The sequence below is a fragment of the Mesorhizobium sp. WSM4846 genome (assembly GCF_055811415.1).
The window spans coordinates 1-23937 of sequence record NZ_JBVVPZ010000015.1 but is presented as its reverse complement, the minus strand read 5'-3'; the positions used below and the strand labels follow the sequence as shown (position 1 = coordinate 23937).

Sequence of the window (23937 nt, the reverse complement as noted above, 5' to 3'; positions counted from 1 at the left end):
GATCGTTCAATGCTTGTTGCCACGGCGTCGCCCGGCGTCCCCCAAGGACCCCGAATGTGCCGCGCGCAATCTATAATCGATTAGTCGGAGACGCCTCAAGCGCCCTGGCGTGCCGCGCCCGGTCGAATCCTCGTGATCGTGCGGCATTTGCCGCGACTGTGTTCAAACAACAACAGATCGCGGCGCCGGACGTCTGCTGATTACTGGTTTGGAACCTGCGGTGTTACTGGCGGGGTAGCGCCGTTTGTGGCCGGCGGCGTGGTCGCTCCCGCCGCTGGCGGTGCAGCGGGGGCCGGGGCTGCGGCATCATTGCCGGAAGGCGGTGTTGGCGCCGTACTGCCGGACGGCGGTGTCGGCGTCGTGGTGCCAGGCAACTGGTTGAGCACGCCGCCCCCACCGTTCGTCACAGGCACGCGATCGAGAATATCGATCGGCTTCTCGCCGTACCGGGCGACGATCGACAAGGTCAGCGAGGTGGCGAAGAACGCCGCCGCCAGGATCGCCGTCGCCCGCGTCAGCGCGTTGGCGGCGCCGCGTGCGGTCATGAAGCCCGATCCGCCGCCGATACCGAGGCCGCCGCCTTCGGAGCGCTGCAGCAGCACCACGCCGACAAGAGCGAGCACGACCATGAGGTGGACGACGATCAGTACGGTTTCCATAATTTATCCTGGCAAAGCCTTGCGCGGCCGCTGATACGACCGGTGATTTGGAGGCGGCTCAATACAATGCTTTGACGGCAATTCCAAGCCCGTGGCCGGAATATGGGAAGCAATGCGGCCGTTGCAACATTTTCCGCTGCGGCACAGTATCCGAAGTGCCCGACAGCCTTTCGATGCTAAAGCATGTCGCGCAAAAGCATGCCCTTGGGCCTGACCCGAGGGTGTGCAGCGGTTTTGCGATAACGACATGCGTAAAAACAACAACCTAAAGCGCGTCGCATTAGGCCGGCCAAACGCGACGCGCTTTAGGAGATATTTCGATAGGCTTCGGCAATGCCGAGAAAGTCCGCCGCCTTCAGGCTGGCGCCGCCGACCAGCGCGCCGTCGACATTTTTTACGCCAAGCAGTTCGACCGCGTTCGACGGCTTGACCGAGCCGCCATAGAGGATGCGCATCTTCGCCGCTGCGCTGCCAAGCCTTTCCGACAGTTTTTCGCGAATATGCGCATGCGCCTCAGCAACGTCGGCGGCGGTCGGCGTCAGTCCCGTGCCGATCGCCCATACCGGCTCGTAGGCGATGACGGTATTCGATGCCGTAGCGTTCGGCGGCACCGAGCCGGCGACCTGGCGCGACAGCACGTCGAGCGTAGCGCCCGCCTCGCGTTCGGCTCTCGTCTCGCCGATGCAGATGATGGCAACCAGCCCGGCGCGCCACGCGGCGGACGCCTTTGCCTGGACAATGGCGTCGTCCTCATTGTGATCGGCGCGGCGTTCGGAATGGCCGACGATGACGTGACTGGCGCCCGCATCTTTCAGCATCTCGGCCGAAATACAGCCGGTATGGGCGCCGCTCTCCTTGGTGTGGCAATCCTCGCCCCCGGCCCGGACCGGCGTGCGCGACAAGATCTCCGCGGCATGGGCAAGCAGCGTCGCCGGAACGCAGACCAGCGCTTCGGTCTCGGCATCGAGCCCGCTCATGAAGCCGTTGCCGATCATCCTGAGTTCGTTGAGCGAGGCGCTGGTGCCGTTCATTTTCCAGTTGCCGGCGACCAGCGGGCGGATTCCAAGCGTCATGGGATTGCTTCTCCGGGCAATATTCGGCTGCGTCCTCACTACCAAACTCAGCCCACAAAGCAATCGACAGTCGGCCGGAAGGACGCTATTGCGCTTGTTTCAGACTCGGCGCATGCGAAATGCGCGAAAAAATCGGAATTGACCATGCTTGGTATCTTGAGAAGCGCGGCGGGGACCTGGATCGCGAAAGCGCTGCTGATATTGTTGGTGTTGAGCTTCGCCGTCTGGGGCATTTCCGGACAGATGGTCGGTGGTTTTGCAGGCCACGACGCCGTTGTCACGGCCGGAGGCACCAAAGTGTCGATCAACGAGTATCGGCTGGCCTATGACCGGCAGATCAGCGTGATGTCGCAGCAATTCGGCCAGCGCATCAGCCGCGAGCAGGCGACGGCGCTTGGCCTCGATAACCAGGTGCTGGCGCAACTCGTGTCGGGGGCAGTCCTCGATGAGCAGGCCCGCAAGCTCGGGCTTGGACTGTCCAAGGACCGGCTGGCCCAACTCACGCATGAAGACCCGGCCTTCAAGGGTCCCGGCGGCAACTTCGACAGAAGGACTTTCGAATACATACTGCAACAGGTCGGCATGCGGCCGGAAGACTATCTCAGGAATCGCGCCCAGGTGGCTGTGCGCCAGCAGATCGTCGAGGCGGTTTCGGACGGCCTCAAGGCCCCGAATACGTTCTTGAAGGCGGTCGCGCTCTATCGTGGCGAAGACCGCACCATCGACTATTTGACGTTGCCGAAATCGCTGGTCGAGCCGATCGAATTGCCATCCGACACTACGCTTTCGGCCTATTTTGAGGAAAACAAGAAGACCTATGCGGCGCCCGAATACCGCAAATTCTCCTATGTCAGGCTCGAGCCGGAAGACATCATGGATGTGAGTGCCGTGACCGACCAGCAGGTCAGCGACGACTACAACAAGAACAAGGGGCGCTACACCACGGCGGAAACGCGCACCATCGAACAGCTCGTGTTCAAAACGCCCGATGCCGCGAAGGCCGCGCTCGATTCACTCAAGACCGGCGCGACCTTCGACAAACTCGTCGCCGCCGAGGGCAAGACGCAAGCCGACACGCTGCTCGGCACGCTGTCCAAGGACAAGATCGCCGACAAGGCGGTGGCGGATGCGGCGTTTGCGCTCAACGTCAACGAAGTCAGCCCGGTCGTTCAGGGCGCCTTCGGTCCGGTGCTGCTGCGCGTCACCGAGATCAAGCCCGAAGTGGTGAAGCCGCTGGCCGAAGTGGCCGCCGACATCCGCAAGGACCTGGCGCTGGGCGAGGCAAGCCGCATTCTGCTCGACGTGCATGACAGTTACGAAGACAGCCGCGCTTCGGGCAGCACGCTCGAGCAAGCGGCCGAAAAACTGAAGCTGAAGGTCGTCACCGTCGAAGCGATCGATCGCACCGGCCTGAGGCCGGACGGCGCCGTCGTCAAAGATCTGCCGGAATCGCCGGAGCTGATCAAGGCGGTGTTCGATGCCGAATCCGGCACCGAGAATCCCGACCTCACCACCGCCAACAATGGCTTCGTGTTCTACGAGGTGGATTCGGTCACGCCGGCCCGCGACCGCACGCTGGATGAAGTCCGCCAGAAGGTGGTGGCCGACTGGACGGCGGCGGAAACGACCAAGCGGCTCACCGCAAAAGCGCAGGAGCTCGAAAAGCGTCTCGAGGCCGGCACTACGCTCGACGTGATCGCGAGCGAGCTCAAGCTTGAGAAGCAGACCAAGCGCGGCGTCAAGCGCGGGGCGGACGACGCCGATTTCGGCAAGGAAGGGGCGGCTGCGATGTTCGGCGAAGGCGAAGGCGGGACCGGATTGATCCCCTCGCCCACCGGCGACGGACAGATCCTGTTCAGGATTGCCGAAGTGTTCGAGCCTGCCGGAGCCGACGCCAGCTCGGTGCCGGACGACGAGCAGAAATCGTTCACCGCCGGCATGTCCGACGACCTGCTCGACCAGTTGGTGGCGCAGCTGCAGACGCAATATGACGTTCGCATCGACCAAACCGCCGTTGCCCAAGCCCTGACCAGATGAGCGCGCTCAAGACCCATATCGCCAAGGTCGCCGCCGGCAGCTCCCTTTCCTTCGAGGAAGCGCGCGATGCCTTCGACATCATCATGTCGGGCGACGCTACGCCCGGCCAGATCGGCGGCTTCCTGATGGCGCTGCGCGTGCGCGGCGAGACGGTGAGCGAGATTTCCGGCGCCGTCGCCACCATGCGCGCCAAGATGCTGCGCGTCGACGCGCCGGCTGGCGCCATCGACATCGTCGGCACCGGCGGCGACAATTCGCACAGCGTCAACATCTCGACCGCATCCGCGTTCGTCATCGCCGCCTGCGGCGTGCCGGTGGCCAAGCACGGCAATCGCGGACTGTCCTCGCAGACCGGCGCCGCCGACGTGCTGACCGCGCTTGGCGTCAAGCTCGACATCCCGCCGGAAACGATCGGCCGCTGCATCCACGACGCAGGCGTCGGCTTCATGTTCGCGCCGGCGCATCATCCGGCGATGAAGCATGTCGGCCCGATCCGCGTCGAGCTCGGCACCCGCACCATCTTCAACCTGCTTGGCCCGCTCTCCAATCCGGCTGGTGTCGTCAGGCAGATGGTTGGCGTCTTCTTGCCGGAATGGATTATGCCGGTGGCAGAGACGTTGAAGGCACTGGGCGCCGACCACGCCTGGGTCGCCCATGGCGACGGCTATGACGAGATCACCACCACCGGCGAAACCCAGGTCGCCGAACTGGTCGGCGGCGAGATCCGCAGCTTTACGCTGACCCCGGAAGCGGTCGGGCTGAAGCGGCATACCAAGGACGAGTTGCGCGGCGGCGATGCCGCCTACAACGCCCAGGCGCTACGCGACATGCTGGGCGGCGCTGCCGGCGCCTTTCGCGATACGGTGCTGATGAACGCCGGCGCCGGACTGGTGGTGGCGGGAAAGGCGACGACGCTTGCCGATGGCATGGCGACGGCGTCGCAAGCCATCGACAGCGGCCGGGCGCTGAAGGTGCTTGACCGGCTGGTCGAGATTTCGAACGGATAGCGCCGTGTCTGATATCCTGCGCAAGATCGAAGCCTACAAGCGCGACGAGATCGCGGCGGCGAAGGCGCGGGTGCCGCTTGCCGAAATCAAGGCGCGGGCAAAGGCTGCCGACGCACCACGCGGCTTTCTCTCGGCCCTTGAAGCCAAACGCAAATCCGGCAGTTTCGCGCTGATCGCCGAGATCAAGAAGGCGAGCCCGTCCAAGGGCCTGATCCGCGCCGATTTCGATCCGCCGGCGCTGGCCACGGCCTATGCCGAAGGTGGGGCTGCCTGCCTGTCGGTGCTGACCGATGCGCCGTCTTTCCAGGGGGCGCCTGAATTCCTCACCGATGCGCGCAGCGCCGTGAGGTTGCCGGCTTTGCGCAAGGATTTTCTGTTCGAGCCCTACCAGGTGTTCGAGGCCCGTGCGTGGGGCGCGGACGCCATCCTGATCATCATGGCGAGCGTCGATGACGCCGTGGCCAGGGAACTCGAAACGACGGCGTTCGAGCTCGGCATGGACGCGCTGGTCGAGGTGCACGACGAGGCCGAGACGGAACGCGCGCTGAAACTGTCGTCGCGGCTGATCGGCATCAACAACCGCAATCTGCGGACGTTCGAAACCAGCATCGAGACATCGGAGCGGCTCGCGGCGATGGTGCCGGCCGACCGGCTGCTGGTCAGCGAGAGCGGTATTTTCTCGCACCAGGACTGCCGCAGGCTGGAACGGAGCGACATCTGCACTTTCCTCGTCGGCGAGAGCCTGATGCGGCAACAGGACGTGGCCACTGCGACGCACCTGCTTTTGACGGGCAAGGCGCCCGCCAATGCATCTGCCCGAAAATCGGAATCGATGTTCGGAGAGCATGATGCATAGATATAAAGCGTTAGAATGTACTTTGTGCGTTCAAACGGACGCACGTCGCTCCAGGGTGACCTGACGATGTCGGCCGCCCTCACCCATCTTGGCGCGGAAGGCGAAGCCAATATGGTCGATGTCGGCGACAAGGCGGAGACGACCCGCACGGCAATCGCCGAAGGTCTTGTCTCGATGCGGCCCGAAACGCTGAAAATGATTCTCGACGGCGATGCCAAGAAAGGCGACGTGCTGGGCACGGCGCGCATCGCCGGCATCATGGCGGCCAAGAGGACGCATGAGCTGATCCCGCTCTGCCATCCGCTGCTGTTGACCAAGATATCGGTAGACATCGAACCGGACGCGAAGCTGCCCGGCCTGAAGGTCACGGCGCTGGCCCGCGTCACCGGAAAGACCGGCGTCGAGATGGAAGCGCTGACCGCCGTCTCGGTCGCCTGCCTGACCATCTATGATATGGCCAAGGCGGTCGATCGCGGCATGGCGATCTCCGGCATCAGGCTGGTGGAAAAGACCGGCGGCAAATCCGGCGACTACAAGGCGGATGCCCAGGGGGCAGGCCAATAATGGCGCTGCTTGCGGTCGCCGAGGCGCTCGAGCGCCTGCTTGCGGATGCTGCGCCCTTGCAGGCTGAAAGCGTCGCCCTGATGGACGCCGCCGACCGCGTGCTGGCGGGGCCGCTCATGGCGCTCCGCACCCAGCCGCCATTCAACGCGTCGGCCATGGACGGCTATGCCGTGCGGGCCGACGATGTCGCGTCCGTGCCCGCGAGACTTTCGGTGATCGGCATGGCGCCGGCCGGACGCGGCTTTGCCGGGACAGTCGGCCCGGCGCAGGCCGTGCGCATCTTCACCGGCGCGCCGCTTCCCGCAGGCGCCGACACCATTGTCATCCAGGAGAATGTCCGCGACCTCGGCGGCGGCATGATCGAAGTGACCGCGCCGACGGTTGAAGGCCGCAACATCCGCCGCCTCGGGCTCGATTTCTCGAAGGGCGACTTGCTGCTGGAGAAAGGCCGCCTGCTTGATCCGGCGGCATTGTCGCTGGCGGCGTCGGCCAACCATCAGCAGGTCAGCGTGGTGAAACGGCCGCTGGTCGCCATCATCGCTACCGGCGACGAATTGCTGCCGCCGGGCAGCGACCTTGGCCCCGACCAGATCATCTCCTCCAATGCCTATGGCGTCGCCGCCGCGGCCCGCTTGGTCGGCGCCAGCGCACTCGATCTCGGTATCGCCGCCGACCGCAAGGAGGCGATCGCCGCGCTGGTGACGAAAGCCGTCGACGCAGGCGCCGAAATCATCGTCACGCTGGGCGGCGCCTCGGTCGGTGACCACGACCTCGTCCATGACGTGCTGACCGGTGAAGGCATGGCGCTCGATTTCTGGAAAATCGCCATGCGGCCCGGCAAGCCACTGATGTTCGGGCGGCTGGGCGACATCCGCTGCATCGGCCTGCCCGGCAATCCGGTGGCCAGCCTGGTCTGCACGCAACTCTTTCTGAAGCCGCTGCTGGCGCGGCTCGGCGGCCGCGCTTTTCGCCAGGACATGCGTCAGGCGCGGCTTGGCGCCGCCATGCCGGCCAACGATCTCAGACAGGACTATGTACGCGCGGTGGTGAAGGAAGAAGCCGGCACGCTTGAGGCAACGCCGTTCAGTATCCAGGATTCCTCGATGCTCAGAATGCTGGCCGACGCCAACGGACTGGTCGTGCGCGAGCCATTCGCTCCCGCGGCCGCAGCGGGCACCGCCTGCAGCGTGCTGATGCTACGCTGAACAAAGCGTCAACACATTCATTAAACTTTAAATGGTTGCGGAACACAACTGGAACAGATAGTGTTTGTTCTGGGTTTGTTTTTCTGATTCTGTTGGGGGTCGCGATGCTGACACGCAAACAACATGAACTGCTGATGTTCATCCACGAGCGGCTGAAGGAAAGCGGCATTCCGCCCTCGTTCGACGAGATGAAGGAAGCGCTCGACCTCGCCTCCAAATCGGGGATCCACCGGCTGATCACGGCGCTGGAGGAACGCGGTTTCATTCGCCGCCTGCCCAACCGCGCCCGCGCGCTGGAGGTGCTGCGCCTGCCCGATTCGATCGCGCCGGGCCTCAATGCGGCGCGCAAATTCTCGCCGAGCGTCATTCAAGGCAGCCTTGGGCAAGGCGGCCTTGGACAGGGCGGCCTCGGACGGCAGATCAAGCCGGCGCCTTCGCGCATGCGTGCGGCCGGCAATGACGACGACGTCGTTGCCACTGTCTCCATACCGGTGATGGGCCGCATCGCTGCCGGTGTGCCGATCGACGCCATCCAGCACCAGACGCATTCGATCTCGGTGCCACCGGACATGATCACCGGCGGCACGCACTACGCGCTGGAGGTCAAGGGAGATTCGATGATCGAGGCCGGCATCTTCGACGGCGACACGGTCATCATCCGCAACGCCGACACCGCCCAGCCTGGCGAGATCATTGTCGCTCTGGTCGACGAGGAGGAAGCGACGCTGAAGCGTTTCCGCCGCAAAGGTGCCTCGATCGCACTGGAAGCCGCCAATCCGGCCTACGAGACGCGCATCTTCGGGCCGGACCGGGTCAAGGTGCAGGGCAAGCTCGTCGGACTGATCCGGCGTTACTGAACGGCAGGCTTCCTGGGTTTCTCGGCCCTGCGGTATGGCGGCAGGCCCCTCGCCTCGCGCGAAAACCGCCGCTGCTCATGCCAAGGCCTATATGGCTGTCTGACGGCAAAACGGATTTCTGCGGGCGTCGTCGCCGATAGCGGATCGAAGAAGACGGCGGCACTGCCCATGCGAGCGAGCTGCCGTTTGGTGACGACGAGAACCAGCGGGTTGCGGCAGGGTTTGTAATAGGCTGTGGCATCGTCGATGACGATCAAATCCGCAAAGGCACAGGCCGGCCGCGCGGTTTTACGGTTGTCGGCGAGCGCGATGAGCGCGCCGGACGGATGCCGGGCCAGGCATAGGCCGGCAGTGCAGGTGAAAGGCGCTCCCGGCGGCAGGTCGGCCGGATCGGCGATGTCGAACCGCACATCTCCTTTTTCGAATGTCTCCGGCTCGACGATCGTTGTTGAAACCAGCGCATGTTTCCAGTTGTCGGTGGTGAATTCGTTCGAACGCACCCGGTTGACGGCAAGTTCGCCGCCGCCGATCGGCAGTGCCACCAGATGCGCATCCTCCGAGATCAGCACGTCGGGGGTGCGCGTCTCGGAAATCGTCAGCAGGCCGGCGAGCGCAAAGGGAAGTGCCGCAAGCCGCAGCCACGTCGTCGCCATCGTGGATATGACCAGGGCGACCGTCACCAGCAGAACCGATTGCAACGAAATCAGGCCGACTGCATCGACCGGCGAACGCTCCGAGATCCATCCCGAAATTGCAATCATCGCCGTCAGGCCCTTGCCCATCATGTAGAGGAAAGGGCCGTCGAGGCCGAAAGGCATTGCCAAGGCGCTGAGGACGGCCAGGAACATGACGATCGTGACGATCGGCATGACCGCCAGATTGGCGAACAGGCTGAGCGGCGAGACGCGCTGGAAGTGCCAGATGGCGAAGAGCGCGGTGGCGCTGCCGGCAATGATGGAGGTCATTGCGATGGTGCCTGCCCCAGCGACGAGCTTGCGCGTGACGAAAGCGGCCGGTGACCGTCGCTGTCGCGGCGCCTTGGCCTTGTCGGCACGAAAGTCGGACCAACTGGCATAGGCGCCCACGAGAGCCGCAGTCGCAGCGAAGGACATCTGGAAGCTTGGGCCGACCACCTCGTGCGGCGACACGACGATGACGGCGATGGCCGAAATCGCCAGGTTGCGCATGGTGAGTGCCGCCCGGTCGAACAGCACGGCGACAAGCATTACCGCCAGCATGATGAAGCTGCGTTCAGCCGCGACCACGATACCGGAGAAAATCAGATAGGCAGCGATGGAGACGAGTGCGGCAGCAGCCGCATATTTCTTGACCGGCCGGCGCGACGAAAAGTCGGGAAACAGCGCAAAGGCGCTGCGCAGCAATCCCATGACGGTGCCGGCGACAAGCGCCATGTGCAGGCCGGAAATGGAGATGATGTGGTAGATGCCGGTGCGCCGCATCGATTCGTTTATCTCTTCGGGGATGCCGGCACGCACGCCGACGATCAGCGCAGCGGCAATCTCCCCCTCGGCACCACCGATGCTGTCCCTGATATGGTCGGCGATGGTTTCGCGTGCCTTCTCGATCGACGAAGAAAGGCGTGCGGTTAACGGTGCATCTTCGGAGACGACGATCTTTGGACTGCCGAGGAAAAAGCCACTGGCACCGATACCGGCGAAATAGCTGTCAAAGGAAAAGTCAAAGCTGTCCGGTCTGACCGGGCCAGTCGGAGGCAGAAGCCTCACATAGCCGGTTGCCACCGAGCCTGCGGTCATCTCAGCGGGAATCTTGCGTGCCGACATCCTGACACGTTCGGGTGCATAACGCAGTGTCGGCCGGGCGGTCGACATCACGTCGATGGTCAGCCTGATCCGGCCGTTTGCCATCTGGTCGAGCCTGACGACACGGCCGGTCAGCCGGGTCTGGATTTCCGAACCGAGCATCTTCGTTCCGGCGCGCCAGGTTTCAACCTTGGCGGCGAGCACACCAAGCGCGCACAGCAACGCTGCCATGCAGCACAGGTGCGTTTTGCGGCGTGAGCGCGTGACGGCCGCACACAATGCCGTGAGGACCACGACGGCAATCGGCTGGGCAAAGTCCGGTTCGACGGCAAGCGAAAAATAGACGATCACCCCGCATGCCAGAAAAACCGGCACCAGCAGGAAGGCGACGCCGCGGTCGAGTTCCAGGCCGGCTGCGGAGGCCACGCTGTTGCGGACACCGGATGGTGAAAGATGGCTGAGCAGTCGGCGAAAACGAATGACAGGGCCGGGTGCTGGAGCCGGTATCGGTGCGGAGCGGTCCGGCGAAAGAGGCTGGATGCCCGGGGGCGACGCCGGCAGCGAAACGGGTAACGGCTCAGCGTCGGCGAACAGCGATCGTTCGCTGACGCTTGCGTTCGCGCCCTCGCTCTCGTCCACGCCGCGGCCTGGTCCAGCCATAGGGTTCGCCCCTTGCGCCCTTGACCTCCTATGCTACATGAACGCGCAACGCGCGAAAGTCCGCGCAACCACATCCGTTTTCTGCGCTTGCCCCGAGAGTTCCATGTTCGACAAGGTCGTCACCCGTTTTGCCCCTTCGCCCACCGGATTCCTGCATATTGGCGGGGCGCGCACGGCGCTGTTCAACTGGCTGTATGCGAAACACAGTGGCGGCAAGATGCTGCTGCGCATCGAGGACACCGATCGCGAGCGTTCGACCGATGCGGCAACCGCTGCCATCCTCGATGGGCTCTCCTGGCTCGGCCTCACCTGGGACGGCGAACCGGTATCCCAGTTCGAGCGCGCGCCGCGCCACCGCGCCGTTGCCGAGGAGCTGGTGCGCCTCGGCAAAGCCTATTACTGCTATGCGACGCCGGCCGAGCTGGAGGCGATGCGCGAGAGTGCGCGGGCCAAGGGCTTGCCTCCCCGCTATGACGGCCGCTGGCGCGACCGCGACCCGTCAGAGGCACCGGTTGGCGCCAGGGGCGCGATCCGCATCAAGGCGCCGGCCGAAGGCGAGACGGTGGTGCATGACCGCGTGCAGGGCGAAGTCCGCTTCCCCAACAAGGACCTCGACGATTTCATCATCCTGCGCTCGGACGGCAACCCGACCTATATGCATGCCGTCGTCGTCGACGACCACGACATGGGCATCACCCACATCATCCGCGGCGACGACCATCTGACCAATGCCGCCCGCCAAATGGTGATCTATCGAGCCTTGGGCTGGGAGGTGCCGTCAATGGCGCATATCCCGCTGATCCATGGCGCCGACGGCGCCAAGCTGTCGAAGCGGCACGGCGCCCTCGGCGTCGAAGCCTATCGCGCCATGGGCTATCTGCCCGAGGCACTGCTCAACTACCTGGCGCGGCTAGGCTGGAGCCACGGCGACGACGAGGTCATGTCGATCACCGACATGATTGCGTGGTTCGACATCGGCGATGTCAACAAGGGGGCCGCCCGCTTCGATTTCGCCAAGCTCGAGGCGCTGAACGGCGTGCATATGCGGCGCATGAACGACGCCGAATTGCTCGATATCTTCATCGACACGCTGCGCCATCTCGAAGGCGGCCCGGCGATCGCAGCGCGCCTCGACGACACACGCGAGGCGCAGTTGCTGGCCGCCCTGCCCGGCTTGAAGGAGCGCGCCAAGACGCTGGTCGAGCTGGTCGACGGTGCCGCCTTCCTGTTTGCCGAGCGGCCGCTGCCGATCGACGAGAAGGCGGCGGCGCTGCTCGGCGGCGAGGCGCGCGAGATCCTGCGGGGCGCCCATGCGGCGCTGAAGGCGATTTCAGGCGATTGGACGGCCGCAGCGGCGGAAGCGGCCATCCGCGAATATGCGCTGGCCGGCGGCCATAAGCTTGGCGCTGTGGCCCAACCTTTGCGCGCCGCGCTCACCGGCAAAAGCACCTCGCCCGGCGTGTTCGACGTGCTTGCCGTGCTTGGCCGCGAGGAAAGCCTGGCGCGCGTCGCGGATCAAATCGATTAGCAAAACTGGCCCAAGAAGATTGGCATTGAAAGGTGGGTTTCGCAGTGCAACATTAGGTCTTGGCCCAATTTGGCACGCAAATCCAATTGCGGGCGCAAACGCGCGAACTCCGATACTTTCGAGGTGTTGCGTTGCAGAAATTTTGCCTTTGCCGACATGAGAAAACAAAAAGGAGTTTGCAATGTCCGAAGCTGCGACAAAAATGGAATTTGGCGGCAAAACCCACGCGTCGACCGCGAAACTTGAATTCGGCGGCAAAACTCACGAACTCAAGGTGCGAAGCGGCTCGGTCGGACCTGACGTCATTGATATCGGCGCGCTTTACAGCACCACCGGGGCCTTCACCTACGATCCCGGCTTCACCTCGACGGCAAGTTGCGAGTCGGAAATCACCTTCATCGATGGCGATGCCGGCATCCTTTTGCATCGCGGTTATCCGATTGACCAGTTGGCCGAGCACGGCGACTTCCTCGAAGTCTGTTATCTCCTGCTCTACGGCGAACTGCCGACCAAGGCGCAGAAGGACGATTTCGACTACCGGGTGACGCGCCACACCATGGTGCACGAGCAGATGTCGCGCTTCTTCACCGGCTTTCGCCGCGACGCCCACCCGATGGCGGTGATGTGCGGCGTGGTCGGTGCGCTGTCAGCTTTCTATCACGATTCCACCGACATCTCGGACCCCTACCAGCGCATGGTCGCATCGATGCGGCTGATCGCCAAGATGCCGACGATCGCGGCGATGGCTTACAAATACCACATCGGCCAGCCCTTCATTTACCCGAAGAACGAGCTGAATTTCGCGGCCAACTTCCTGCATATGTGCTTTGCCGTGCCGTGCGAGGAATACAAGATCAACCCGGTGCTGGCGCGCGCGATGGAGCGCATCTTCATCCTGCACGCCGATCACGAGCAGAACGCCTCGACCTCGACCGTTCGCCTCGCCGGCTCGTCCGGCGCCAATCCGTTCGCCTGCATCGCCGCCGGCATCGCCTGCCTGTGGGGACCGGCCCATGGCGGCGCCAACGAGGCAGCCTTGAACATGCTGGGCGAGATCGGCCAAGTCGACCACATCCCGGAGTTCATCGCCCGCGCCAAGGATAAGAACGATCCGTTCCGATTGATGGGCTTTGGCCATCGCGTCTACAAAAACTACGATCCGCGCGCCAAGATCATGCAGAAGACCGCACATGAGGTTTTGGGCGAACTCGGCATCAAGGACGATCCGCTGCTCGACATCGCCATGGAACTGGAAAGGATCGCTCTGACCGATTCCTACTTCATCGAGAAGAAGCTATATCCGAACGTCGATTTCTATTCCGGCATCACGCTGAAGGCGCTGGGCTTCCCCACCACCATGTTCACCGTGCTGTTCGCGGTCGCCCGCACCGTCGGCTGGATCGCCCAGTGGAAGGAGATGATCGAGGACCCGCACCAGAAGATCGGCCGCCCGCGCCAGCTCTATACAGGTGCGCCGGAACGCGACTACGTGCCGATTGCTAAACGGTGAATAGTGAATAGTGAATAGTGAATAGTGAATAGTGAATAGTGAATAGTGAATAGTGAATAGTGAATAGTGAATAGTGAAGCAGGGTCTCTTTGTGGCCTTGGTCAAGCACGATTTTGACCATTCACTATTCACCACTTCACCAGTTCACCGCTTGATACACCTCACAACGACCCCCGCAGCGATGTCGCCCGAAGGTCCGTCGACAGCCATGCGTCTGGCCACCTCGGCAAAACCATCCTTCTGCCATGCGCGATAGGGGGTGTCGGAAAACAGCGCCTCCAACTGCCGCGCCAGGTAGTGCGGTCGCACATATTCGTTGTAGCTTTCCGGCACGATCGGGCGGTCGGCGATGAGATTGGGCAAGGAGGCGCTCCATACGGTGATCAGGCGTTGGGCCATCCGCATGACCGGATCGAGCCGGTAGCAGGAGATCATCGGCACACCCGACAGCGCCAGTTCCAGCGACACCGTTCCCGATGCGATCAGCGCTGCGTCGGCCTTGCCGAAGGCCTGCCATTTGCGCTCGGGATCAAGGATGATCTCCGGCTTCTCGTCCCAGCTTGCCACCGAAGCCCTGACCAGGTCGGCGACATGCGGCACCGTCGGCAACAGCAGGCGCAAGCGGTGTCCGCGCGCACGCAGGATCGAGATCGTCTTGCCGAACGGGCCGGCCAGCCGTCGCACCTCGCCGCGACGCGAGCCGGGCAGCACAAGCAGTGTCTTCACACGATCGTCGCACAGGTCGCGCGGCAGGCTTTGCGCCTTGGCGGCGCCGAGCACGCCCGGATCGTGGGTAAGGCGATGGCCGACATAGGTGCCGGTCGGACCGCCGAGGCGGGCGAGTTCCCTCACTTCGAAAGGCAGGATGCAGAGGATGTGGTCGACATACGGTTTCATCGCCACCGCCCTGCCCGGCCGCCATGCCCAGACGCTCGGGCAGACATAGTGGACGATCGGGATTGCCGGATCGGCGGCACGCACCTTTTTCGCCACGCGCAGCGAAAAATCCGGGCTGTCGATGGTGATGAGGCAGTCCGGCTTTTCATTGGCGACCGCACCGGCTGTCTGGCTGATCCGTCGCATCAGGCGCGGCAGATCGCGCAGGATGGCGCTCAATCCCATCAGCGCGATCTCGCCGCCGTCGAACAGCGGCGTGAGGCCGAGCGCCTGCAAATGCCGGCCGCCGATGCCGACGAGCCGGACCTCGCGGCCGGTCACGCGCTTGAGCGCCTCTACGATGTCGGCGCCAAGCAGATCGCCGGATTCCTCGCCGGCGACGATGGCGATCTTCAGCGATCGCTCAGTCGCCATGCACCGGCTCCCCAGCAGGCAGGCCAATCACGAACAGGCCGAGCGCGTCGGCGCGAGCGACGACTGTCGGGCCTTCGAGAACCAGCGAGCGGCCGGCTTCGACGGCAATGCCGGCAAGTCCGGCGGCATGCGCCGCCTCGATCGTCTGCGGGCCGATGGAGGGCAGATCGGCGCGCAACTCCTGGCCAGGCTTGGCGCATTTGACCAGGACGCCGCGCGTTCTGCCGGCCAGCCTGCCATGGCCGCGCAACTGCCGTGTTCGATCGAGCAATCCGTCGGTACCCTCGATGCCTTCCAGCGCGATGGCGCGGCCGCCGATCGCAACAGCCGCCTGACCGATATCCAGCGCGCCGATGGCCATTGCCGCTGCGTGGGCCGCTTTGATGTCGCGCCAGTCGGATTTCCGCGGCGCTGCCTTGGTCAGCGCGCCTTCGGCGGCGACCAGTTCCGGCACGATCTCATGGGCGCCGACCACCTTGATGCCGCTGCGCTCGACCCTTCGCACGAACAGTTTCAACACGGTGTCGTCGCCTTGGGTTACACCGACAAGAAGGCTGGGCACCCAGGCGAGCAGGCCGAGATTGAGGCGCATGGCGCCCAGCCTGGGGCGGCGTGTGATATGGCCCGCTGTCACCAGATGGGTAACATGACTTTTTTTGAGCGTCGGCAGCAGTGAGCCGACATCCTCCAGCCTCAACGTCGCCTGCTCATAGGCGTCGAAGTCGGATATGCGGTCGACCTCGCCCGCCACTATCACCACGAAGGGAGACTTGCCTTGCACAGCAAGCGCCCTGGCGACTTCGACCGGCAAACTGCCGCCGCCGGCGATGATGCCGACCCTGGCGTCTGGCGCGAGATCAAGGCCCGTCCGGCTGGCCCCAATCTTCGTCATCTGCCCTCAATCTTCGTCATCGGCATCGTCGCCGCCGCCAGCCCTGAGCGACGGGACGGCATAGTGCCGCTTACCGCGACTGGCGATGAAATCGATGATCTTCATGGCGGTCGGTGACGAGGCGAATTCCGCCTTGGCGAACTCGATGTTTTCGCCGACGGTTCGGGAGCGATCGAAGATCGTCTTGTAGGCCTTGCGCAGCGTGTGGATCTCGGAGCGCGGCAGGCCGGCGCGCTTCAGGCCGATGATGTTGAGGCCGCGAAGGCTGGCGCGATTGCCGACGGCGATGGCATAGGGAATGACATCGCCGACGAATGCCGAGCAACCGCCGAGAAAGGCGTTGTCGCCGACGCGGACAAACTGATGAACGGCGCTGAGACCACCGATATAGACGTTGTCGCCGATCTCGCAATGGCCGCCCAACGTCGCCTGATTGGCGAAGGTGGCGTTCTTGCCGACGATGCAATCATGGGCGATGTGGGCGTAGGCAAGGAAGTTGCCGTTGTCACCGATCGTCGTCTCGCCGCGGCTGGAATCGGTGCCGACGTGCATGGTCACGCCTTCGCGGATCGTGCAGTTCTCGCCGACGACCAGCGTGGTGCGGCCGCCCTTGTGCTTGTTGTTCTGCGGCGGCGCGCCCAGTGTCGCCATCGGATACACCTTGGTCGTCGCACCGATGGTGGTCGCGCCCATCACCGAAATGTGGCTGACCAGTTCGACGCGGTCGCCGAGCACCGCGTCGGCGCTGATGTGGCAGAATGGCCCGATGCGGACGCCTTCGCCGATTTTTGCGCCGGCCTCGATGACCGACGATGGATGGATGACTGTCTGGATTTTCATAAGCATTCGATCGTCAGTCGCTCGCGACCATCATCGCCGAGATCTCGGCTTCCGCGGCCTTGACGCCGTCGACGAGAGCCTCGCAGGCGAATTTGAGAAGGTTGCCGCGTTTCTTGATTTTCTTCACATGGATCTTCAACTGGTCGCCGGGAACGACCGGTTTACGGAATTTGGCGTTGTCGATGGTCAGGAAATAGACCAGCGACGGTTTTTCGGTGCCTAGGCTGCGGATGCAGATGGCGCCGGCCGTCTGCGCCATCGCCTCGACGATCAGCACGCCGGGCATGACCGGCTGATCCGGGAAATGACCTTGGAAATGCGGCTCGTTTATGGTCACGTTCTTGATGCCGGTGGCGGACTCGTCGCCATCGATATCGATGATGCGGTCGATCATCAGGAACGGATAGCGATGCGGCAGGAGCTTCATCAGCCCCAATATGTCGACCGCCTCGAGCGTTGTCGCCGCAACCATCTCAGCTCTTCCCTCCGTCGCCCGATTTGCGCGCCCTGGCCAGTCTTCGCAGAGCCGCGATCTCCCGCATGGCTTCCGCCATCGGCTGCGCCGGGTACCCTCCCCAAATCTCGCCTGCGGGGACGTTGCTCATGAACCCGCTTCTTGCAGCAAGCTTGGCCCCTGTCCCTACCGTCAGGTGATCCGCAAGACCGACACCGCCACCCATGGTGACGTTGTCGCCCACCGTTACGGAACCGGAAATACCCGAAAGGCCGGCGATTATGCAATTGCGGCCGATGCGGACGTTATGAGCGATCTGGACCAGATTGTCGATCTTGGTGCCTTGACCGATAATCGTGTCGGACATGGCGCCGCGATCGACGGTGGTGTTGGAGCCGATCTCGACGTCGTCCTGGATGACGACCCGGCCGATTTGCGGCACGCGCTCCGGGCCCTTGGCGCCGGCCACGAAGCCAAAACCGTCCTGGCCGATGCGGGCGCCGCCATGAATGATGACACGGTTGCCGATCAGCGCGTACTGGATGCTGGCGCCTGGGCCGACATAGCCGTCGCGGCCGAACTGGCAGGAGGGACCGATAACGGCATGAGGAGCAATGACGGTTCCGCTGCCGATAGAAGCGCGAGGGCCGATGATCGCGCCGGCCTCAACGATCGCGCCGGCCTCGACGCGCGCCGATGGATCGATATGGGCATGCGGCGAGATACCAGTTTCGCCGGTCATCGGCGCCGGTGTCGCAGCCGCCGGGAAAAGCAGGCGGCCGACCATCGCGAAAGCCTGTTGCGGGCGCGGATGGATCAGAACCGCGATACCCGCCGGCGCCTTGCCGGCAAATTCGGCCGGGCATAGAACCGCCGCTGCTCGCAGCGATTGCATCAGCGCGAAGTTGCGTCTGCCATCGACAAAGACAAGAGCGTGCTCGCCGCCTTCGCTTGCCGGCGCCAAGGCTTCGATCGATCTATCGGAGAGGTCGGAATCGACAAGCACCGAGCCGGTCAGATTCGCGACTTCGCCAGCCGTAAACCGGCGTGATGGCGCGAAGAACACCGGATCGGTCATTCCAGAAGCTATATCCAGCTAGCGCATGACCCCGAAAATCGGAATCGATTTTCGGAAAGGATAATGCGCAAAATCAAAGTCCTGCAGCGTCCTTTGCGCGTCCAGGAGGACACGCGGCGCCGTAGTGTCGAATTACTTTCTTCCGGACCGCTACGGCCCGGACGTATCGTTGCCCGCCGATCAGAACCGGGACGATATGCCGAAGTTGAATTCCTGCACCTCGTCGGTGTCCTCCTTGAGGACCGGGATCGCATAGTCGATGCGGATCGGGCCAAAAGGCGACGCCCACATCAAGCCGACGCCGGCCGAGGCACGCCATTCCATGCTGGTTGTCGATGGATCAACACCCGCCACATCGTTGCCATAAAGTGTCGCCGCATCGGCAAAGACCGCGCCGCGCAGGCCGAAGCTCTCCGGAATGATCGGCATCGGAAACTGAGCTTCCGCCGAGGCGTTGAAATAGGTGGTGCCGCCGAGATGGTCGTCAAAGCCCTGGTTGTCGACAGGACCGATGCCGCCATAGGCGAAGCCGCGGATCATGCGGTCGCTGCTCTGGAAATGATCGAAGATGCGCAGGTCGTCGTTGCCGAAGCCCTGGATATGGCCAGCCCCGCCCGAAATCAAACCAACCAGATCAAGCTGCTCCGACAACGTCTGATAGACGCTGCCGCGCGTTGTCACCTTGACGAATTTGGCGTCGCCGCCGAGGCCGGCGAATTCCGTGGTGACATTGGCGAAGATGCCTTCATGCGGGTTCTTCATGTCGTCGATGGTGTTGTAGACCAGGCCGAGACTGACCGACGACTTGAGCCACGGGCTTTCCGCAATGCCATTTAGGATAGCCGTAGAGACGGTGCAGCCAGGGAGATCGCAATCATCGTCGAGCTTGTACTTCTCCTGCGAGATATTATACGCCAGCTGCGTCGAGATGTCGTCGGTGATCGGCAGGCCGAAACGCACTGTCGCGCCTAGCGTCTCGCTCTTGTAGTCGTCGTATTCCCTGGTCCGGTTGAAGACATCGAAACCGGCGGCAATGCGCCGCCCGAGGAAATAGGGCTCGGTGAAGGAGAAGCTGTAGTCGCGCGAATTCTTGCCGCCGCCCGCCGAAAGCCTGATGAACTGGCCGCGTCCGAGGAAGTTGCGTTCGCTGATCGATCCTTCGATGGTTGGGCCTTCGGTGTCGCCACCGCTCGAATAGCCGGCGCCGACCGAGAACTCGCCGGTCGACTTCTCGACCACGTCGACCACCAGCACCACCTGGTCAGGCTCAGAGCCGGGCACGGTCGAAACCTCGACTTTCTCAAAAAAATCGAGCGCTTCCAGCCGTTTCTTCGCGCGCTGGATGAGAACCTGGTTGAAGGCATCGCCCTCACTCACGTCGAATTCTCGGCGAATGACATAGTCGCGTGTCCGGTCGTTGCCGCGAATCTCGATGCGCTCGACATAGGCCTTGGTGCCCTGGTCGATCGTATAGACCACTGAAATGGTGTGGTTCTCGAAATTGCGGTCGCCGCGCGGCGTCACCTGGGCGAAGGGATAGCCGGAACCGGCGACCCTCTCGGTCAATGCAATGATGGTGTCTTCGACGTTCTCGGCGTTGTAGACATCGCCCTTGTGGGTTTCGACCACCGACTGCAGCGATGCGCCGTCGACTTCGGGAATCGTGCTCTCGACGCTGATGTCGCCGAAGGTGTAGCGCTCGCCCTCCTGCACGGTGATGGTCACCGTGTATTTATTGGTGGTTTCGTCGAGCTCGCCGACCGCGGAAATCACCTGGAAATCGGCATAGCCGTGATTGTAATAAAAACGGCGCAGCAATTCCTGGTCGGCGTTGAGCTTGTCTTCGTCATAGACGTCGTCGCGCAGCACGAACGAAAGGATGGTCGAGCGCTTGGTCGAAATGACATCGGACAGGCGACGGCTCGAGTAGGCGCTGTTGCCGACAAAATTGATCGCGGCGATCTGTGTGCGGCCGCCTTCGTTGATGTTGAACACCACGTTCACGCGGTTGTCGCCGAGATCCATGATCTGGGTGGTCACGGCGGCGTCGTCGCGGCCGATACGCCTGTAGGCGGCCTTGACCGCCTCGACATCGGCATCGAGCGCCTGCTGCGAGAACGTTCCACGCGGCTTCAACTGGACCGCGGCCGCCAGCGCGTTGTCCTTGAGCTTCTTGTTGCCCTGGAACAGCACCTGGTTTACGACCTGATATTCGGAAACCTTGATGACCAGCGTCGAACCGACCTGGTTGATCTGGACGTCCGAGAACAGCCCGGTGCCGAACAGCGCCTTGACCGCCTCGTCGATATCGGCGCTGGAAAACGGCCTGCCGGGCTTGATCGTGACGTAGTTGCGGATCGTCTCGGCGTCGACACGCTGATTGCCGCTGACTTCAACTCTTGAAACAACAGCGGCCTCGGCCGCCGATGTGGCAACGAACTGCACTGCGAGCGCACCTGGTACGACCAGGGCGGCGGACAGGGCCACCGCGGACGCGGCGCTCAGAAACTTGGATGCTGCCTTCATCGGGCTTTTGTACCTTTTCTCGAAGTCCCCACGGCGAGAAAACCGGACGTGCGGTAATTTCCCCTACCGTATTAACCGGATTTTCCCTACACGCAAGGCTCCTGGTTAATTTGTATTTACTTAACCCAATTGCGTGGCTTTCGCGTCACGCATATCCCCACGCATGGTAAACGGCGTCTCAACATTGGCTGTGCTGAAGCCAAATTTCTTCATGATTTCAGCATCCAAACAGGTCGTTCCAGAAAACGAACCCCATGAAGCCCAAGACGAGAAGCAGGCCAGCCCTGTAGCCCAACTCCATCATCCGTTCCGACACCGGTCGCCGAATGATGGCCTCCACGCCGTAGAACAGGAGATGGCCGCCGTCGAGCGGAGGAATCGGCAAAAGGTTCAGAATACCGATCCCGACCGACAGCAGCGCGACAAGTTGCACAAGCCAGTCGAAGCCGAGTTTTGCCGCCTGCCCCGACATCTTTGCGATCTTGATTGGGCCGCCCAGCTGGCATTTGTCTTCGCGACCGACAACGAAACGCTGCAGGAACTGACCGGTGCGCTGAATGATGTATCCGGTCTCCTCGACCGCCGCCCCTACCGCTCCGACCGGGCTGTAAGTGATCAGCCTGGGCTGGCCGAATTCCTGGTTGTTGACGACGCCGATCACCGCCACCTTGACTTTGTTGCCCAGCCCGTCTTGCTGCTCCATCAATTCCGGCGTCGCCGTAACGGTGATCTCCTTGCCGTCGCGCAGCATGACGAAGGTGATGGGGTCGCCTCCACGGCCCGAGACCCGGCGCTGGACGTCGGCGAAGGTCTGGACCTTGCTGCCGTCGACGCTGACGAATCGGTCGCCGGGCAGGATGCCGGCCCTGGCCGCTGGGCTGCCCGCGGTGACTTCAGCCACCATTGGCTCCAGCACGGGCCGGCCATAGGCGGAAAACAGCACCGCGAAGACAGCGATCGTCAGCAGAAAATTGAACAGCGGGCCAGCCACCACAGTTGCCGCGCGCTTCCAGACCGGCTGCGTGTGAAAAGCGATCTTGCGTTCGGCAGCCGTCAGCGTTTCGATCTCCTCCGAACTGGGCTGGCTCGAGGTGGCGTTCATGTCGCCGACGAATTTGACGTAGCCGCCGAGTGGAATGGCGCAGAGTTTCCAGCGCGTGCCATGGCTGTCATTAAAGCCGAAGAGTTCCGGGCCGAAGCCGATCGAAAAGACCTTCACGCCGATGCCGCACCAGCGGCCGACGAGATAATGACCCATCTCGTGAACGAACACGACGACGGTCAGCACGAACAGGAAAGGCACCAGCGTGCCGAGGACAAAGCCCTCCGTGCTGAAAACCGCGTGAAGAATCTCGTTCAACTCATGTCCTCAAAATTCGTCCGCAGCACGGTGGTACCGCGACTGTGGCATCAATCCAGGCGAATCCATGGCGCATCCTGCGCAGGTCAAGAAACCAGGCCCCGAATCAAAGAATCAATGCCGATCAAGCTGGAAACAGCCCCTGTGCCGGATGGTCGGCGGTCGCCGAAATCCAGCCGATGACGTACAGGGCGAAAGCCGCCGCGACAAGCCCGTCGACCCGGTCCATGACGCCGCCATGGCCCGGTATCAGCGTGCCCGAATCCTTGCGGTTGTGGCGCCGTTTCACCCATGATTCGAAAAGGTCGCCAGCCTGGGAGACGAGCGAAAGCACCAGCGCGACGACGCCGAGCACTGCCAGATTGCCGGCTCCGGCCGCAGCGGCCAGAAGCAGCCCGGCAACCACGCCGCCGACGGCGCCGCCGAGCGCACCGCTCTGCGTCTTGCCCGGTGAGATCGACGGCGCCAGCTTCGGCCCGCCGACAGCGCGGCCGACGAAATAAGCTGCTATGTCGGTCGCCCAAACCACCGCGAACAGGAAGAGAATGGCGACGAGGCCGGAATGGTCGCCGTCGCGCAAAAGAGCAAGTGACAGTCCGGAAATGCCGGCATAGGCAAGGCCGGACGCGTCCCACTGCTCCGCCTGGCGCATCGAAGGCTGGCGCATCGAAGCCACGACCACGGTGACAACGACCATCACCGCCACAAGAAGCAGCAGCCAGAACGCCGGCAGGCCAGCGACCAAGGCGCCGACGAAAACCAGAAGCAGCGCTTCCGGCAGAAGACCAAGACCCGTGGCGGCGACCGGGCGGCACATTCGTGTCCATTCGTAGAAGATCAGGATCGTCATGGCGGCGCAAAGCAGCCTGAAGGGCAGTCCGCCGAGCCAGGTCAGGCCGAGCGTGACGACCGCAAGCACGACGGCAGAAATAACGCGAAGCTGGAGGTTGCTCATCCCTTGGCTGTCACGGCGACGCCTTCAGCGCCAAGCCCGCCGAAACGGCGCTCGCGACCGGCAAAATCGCGCAATGCGTCAGCCAGATGCTCGCGGCTGAAATCGGGCCAGTAGCAAGGCAGGAAGACAAGTTCGCTGTAAGCCGCTTGCCACAGAAGGAAATTCGACAGCCTGAGCTCACCGCTGGTGCGGATGACCAGTTCCGGATCCGGAATACCCTGGGTGTCGAGAGAGCCGGCAAAGGATTCGGCCGTGATCGCCTCGCTGTCGAGCTCACCGCGCGCCACCGCCGCGGCAAGCTTGCGCGCGGTGCGCACGATCTCGTCGCGTCCGCCATAGTTGAAAGCGATGACCAGGGTCAGCGCTTCGTTGCGGACGGTCAGCGTCTCGGCCTCTTCAAGCAGGCTCCTGATGTCAGGCTGCAGTCCTGCCCTGTCGCCGATGATCCTGACCCGCACGCCATTTTGGTGCAGTTCGGCGAGATCGCGGCGGATGAAGATTTTCAACAGGCCCATCAGGTCGCTGACTTCGGACTTCGGCCGCGACCAGTTTTCCGACGAGAAGGCGTAGACGGTGAGGAACGAGATGCCAAGGCCAGGAGCAGCGCGCACCGTGTTGCGCAGCGCCTCGACGCCGGCACGATGCCCAGCAAGCCGTGGCAAGCCACGCGCCTTGGCCCAGCGTCCGTTTCCGTCCATGATGATCGCGACATGCGCGGGGCTTGTCATGTTCTCGCTTTCGAGCCAGCAGTGGCCAGACTCTAAACCTGCATGATTTCAGCTTC

Annotated in this window: 20 protein-coding genes; 8 read left to right on the top strand and 12 right to left on the bottom strand. The window is 63.1% G+C overall.

Going from position 1 to position 23937, the window contains the following annotated elements:
• Positions 1 to 200: 200 nt before the first annotated feature.
• Positions 201 to 659 (bottom strand): preprotein translocase subunit SecG, encoded by a 459-nt coding sequence (secG, locus tag AC0L15_RS14840; RefSeq protein ID WP_027151881.1) that lies wholly within the window; start codon positions 657 to 659, stop codon positions 201 to 203.
• A gap of 305 nt (positions 660 to 964) precedes the next feature.
• The gene (gene tpiA, locus AC0L15_RS14835; RefSeq protein ID WP_027151882.1) at positions 965 to 1732 is read right to left on the bottom strand and encodes a triose-phosphate isomerase; all 768 of its coding nucleotides are present in this window, start codon (positions 1730 to 1732) and stop codon (positions 965 to 967) included.
• A gap of 144 nt (positions 1733 to 1876) precedes the next feature.
• On the opposite strand from tpiA, the gene AC0L15_RS14830 reads away from it, so the two are divergent.
• From AC0L15_RS14830 to lexA, 6 genes are all read left to right on the top strand, one after another.
• Positions 1877 to 3769: a SurA N-terminal domain-containing protein gene (locus tag AC0L15_RS14830; protein ID WP_287249280.1), complete on the top strand. Its 1893-nt coding sequence runs from the start codon at positions 1877 to 1879 to the stop codon at positions 3767 to 3769.
• Positions 3766 to 4776 (top strand): anthranilate phosphoribosyltransferase, encoded by a 1011-nt coding sequence (gene trpD, locus AC0L15_RS14825; protein WP_287249282.1) that lies wholly within the window; start codon positions 3766 to 3768, stop codon positions 4774 to 4776. The genes AC0L15_RS14830 and trpD overlap by 4 nt, the downstream gene beginning before the upstream one ends.
• A 4-nt stretch (positions 4777 to 4780) precedes the next feature.
• Positions 4781 to 5632: an indole-3-glycerol phosphate synthase TrpC gene (gene trpC, locus AC0L15_RS14820; RefSeq protein ID WP_287249283.1), complete on the top strand. Its 852-nt coding sequence runs from the start codon at positions 4781 to 4783 to the stop codon at positions 5630 to 5632.
• 66 nt (positions 5633 to 5698) lie between these two features.
• On the top strand, positions 5699 to 6196 hold the full coding sequence (gene moaC / locus AC0L15_RS14815) for a cyclic pyranopterin monophosphate synthase MoaC (protein WP_287238163.1): 498 nt from the start codon (positions 5699 to 5701) through the stop codon (positions 6194 to 6196).
• Positions 6196 to 7401 (top strand): molybdopterin molybdotransferase MoeA, encoded by a 1206-nt coding sequence (locus AC0L15_RS14810; protein ID WP_287249284.1) that lies wholly within the window; start codon positions 6196 to 6198, stop codon positions 7399 to 7401. Before moaC ends, AC0L15_RS14810 begins: the two co-directional genes overlap by 1 nt.
• Positions 7402 to 7505: 104 nt before the next feature.
• The gene (gene lexA / locus AC0L15_RS14805) at positions 7506 to 8258 is read left to right on the top strand and encodes a transcriptional repressor LexA (RefSeq protein WP_027151887.1); all 753 of its coding nucleotides are present in this window, start codon (positions 7506 to 7508) and stop codon (positions 8256 to 8258) included.
• On the opposite strand, the gene AC0L15_RS14800 is transcribed toward lexA, so the two are convergent.
• Positions 8252 to 10699, bottom strand: coding sequence for a ComEC/Rec2 family competence protein (locus AC0L15_RS14800; RefSeq protein ID WP_287249286.1), 2448 nt, complete (start codon positions 10697 to 10699; stop codon positions 8252 to 8254). The two genes, lexA and AC0L15_RS14800, sit on opposite strands and share 7 nt — an antisense overlap.
• 103 nt (positions 10700 to 10802) lie before the next feature.
• Here AC0L15_RS14800 and gltX point away from each other — a divergent pair, with 103 nt between their 5' ends.
• Positions 10803 to 12227: a glutamate--tRNA ligase gene (gene gltX / locus AC0L15_RS14795; protein WP_287249288.1), complete on the top strand. Its 1425-nt coding sequence runs from the start codon at positions 10803 to 10805 to the stop codon at positions 12225 to 12227.
• A 181-nt stretch (positions 12228 to 12408) separates the two neighbouring features.
• Positions 12409 to 13737: a citrate synthase gene (gene gltA / locus AC0L15_RS14790; protein ID WP_031255684.1), complete on the top strand. Its 1329-nt coding sequence runs from the start codon at positions 12409 to 12411 to the stop codon at positions 13735 to 13737.
• A gap of 144 nt (positions 13738 to 13881) precedes the next feature.
• On the opposite strand, the gene lpxB is transcribed toward gltA, so the two are convergent.
• The 9 genes from lpxB to AC0L15_RS14745 all read right to left on the bottom strand — a co-directional run bounded on the left by lpxB (position 13882) and on the right by AC0L15_RS14745 (position 23881).
• A complete protein-coding gene (gene lpxB, locus AC0L15_RS14785; RefSeq protein ID WP_287247719.1) occupies positions 13882 to 15048 on the bottom strand; it encodes a lipid-A-disaccharide synthase in 1167 nt (388 codons plus the stop codon).
• Positions 15038 to 15940 carry an LpxI family protein gene (locus AC0L15_RS14780; RefSeq protein WP_287247721.1) on the bottom strand — a complete coding sequence of 301 codons (903 nt, stop codon included), beginning with the start codon at positions 15938 to 15940 and terminating at the stop codon, positions 15038 to 15040. The genes lpxB and AC0L15_RS14780 overlap by 11 nt, the downstream gene beginning before the upstream one ends.
• 6 nt (positions 15941 to 15946) lie before the next feature.
• Complete coding sequence (gene lpxA / locus AC0L15_RS14775; RefSeq protein ID WP_128172572.1) at positions 15947 to 16780, bottom strand: acyl-ACP--UDP-N-acetylglucosamine O-acyltransferase; 834 nt, start codon at positions 16778 to 16780, stop codon at positions 15947 to 15949.
• A gap of 13 nt (positions 16781 to 16793) precedes the next feature.
• A complete protein-coding gene (gene fabZ / locus AC0L15_RS14770; protein WP_023801228.1) occupies positions 16794 to 17252 on the bottom strand; it encodes a 3-hydroxyacyl-ACP dehydratase FabZ in 459 nt (152 codons plus the stop codon).
• A gap of 1 nt (position 17253) precedes the next feature.
• On the bottom strand, positions 17254 to 18312 hold the full coding sequence (gene lpxD, locus AC0L15_RS14765) for a UDP-3-O-(3-hydroxymyristoyl)glucosamine N-acyltransferase (protein WP_128172412.1): 1059 nt from the start codon (positions 18310 to 18312) through the stop codon (positions 17254 to 17256).
• Between the two features lie 180 nt (positions 18313 to 18492).
• Complete coding sequence (bamA, locus tag AC0L15_RS14760) at positions 18493 to 20838, bottom strand: outer membrane protein assembly factor BamA (protein ID WP_287062505.1); 2346 nt, start codon at positions 20836 to 20838, stop codon at positions 18493 to 18495.
• A gap of 217 nt (positions 20839 to 21055) precedes the next feature.
• Complete coding sequence (gene rseP / locus AC0L15_RS14755; RefSeq protein WP_287062507.1) at positions 21056 to 22198, bottom strand: RIP metalloprotease RseP; 1143 nt, start codon at positions 22196 to 22198, stop codon at positions 21056 to 21058.
• A 124-nt stretch (positions 22199 to 22322) separates the two neighbouring features.
• Positions 22323 to 23153, bottom strand: a complete 831-nt coding sequence (locus AC0L15_RS14750; RefSeq protein WP_287247722.1) for a phosphatidate cytidylyltransferase — start codon at positions 23151 to 23153, stop codon at positions 22323 to 22325.
• Positions 23150 to 23881 carry an isoprenyl transferase gene (locus AC0L15_RS14745; RefSeq protein ID WP_236374111.1) on the bottom strand — a complete coding sequence of 244 codons (732 nt, stop codon included), beginning with the start codon at positions 23879 to 23881 and terminating at the stop codon, positions 23150 to 23152. The genes AC0L15_RS14750 and AC0L15_RS14745 overlap by 4 nt, the downstream gene beginning before the upstream one ends.
• Positions 23882 to 23937: the final 56 nt, after the last annotated feature.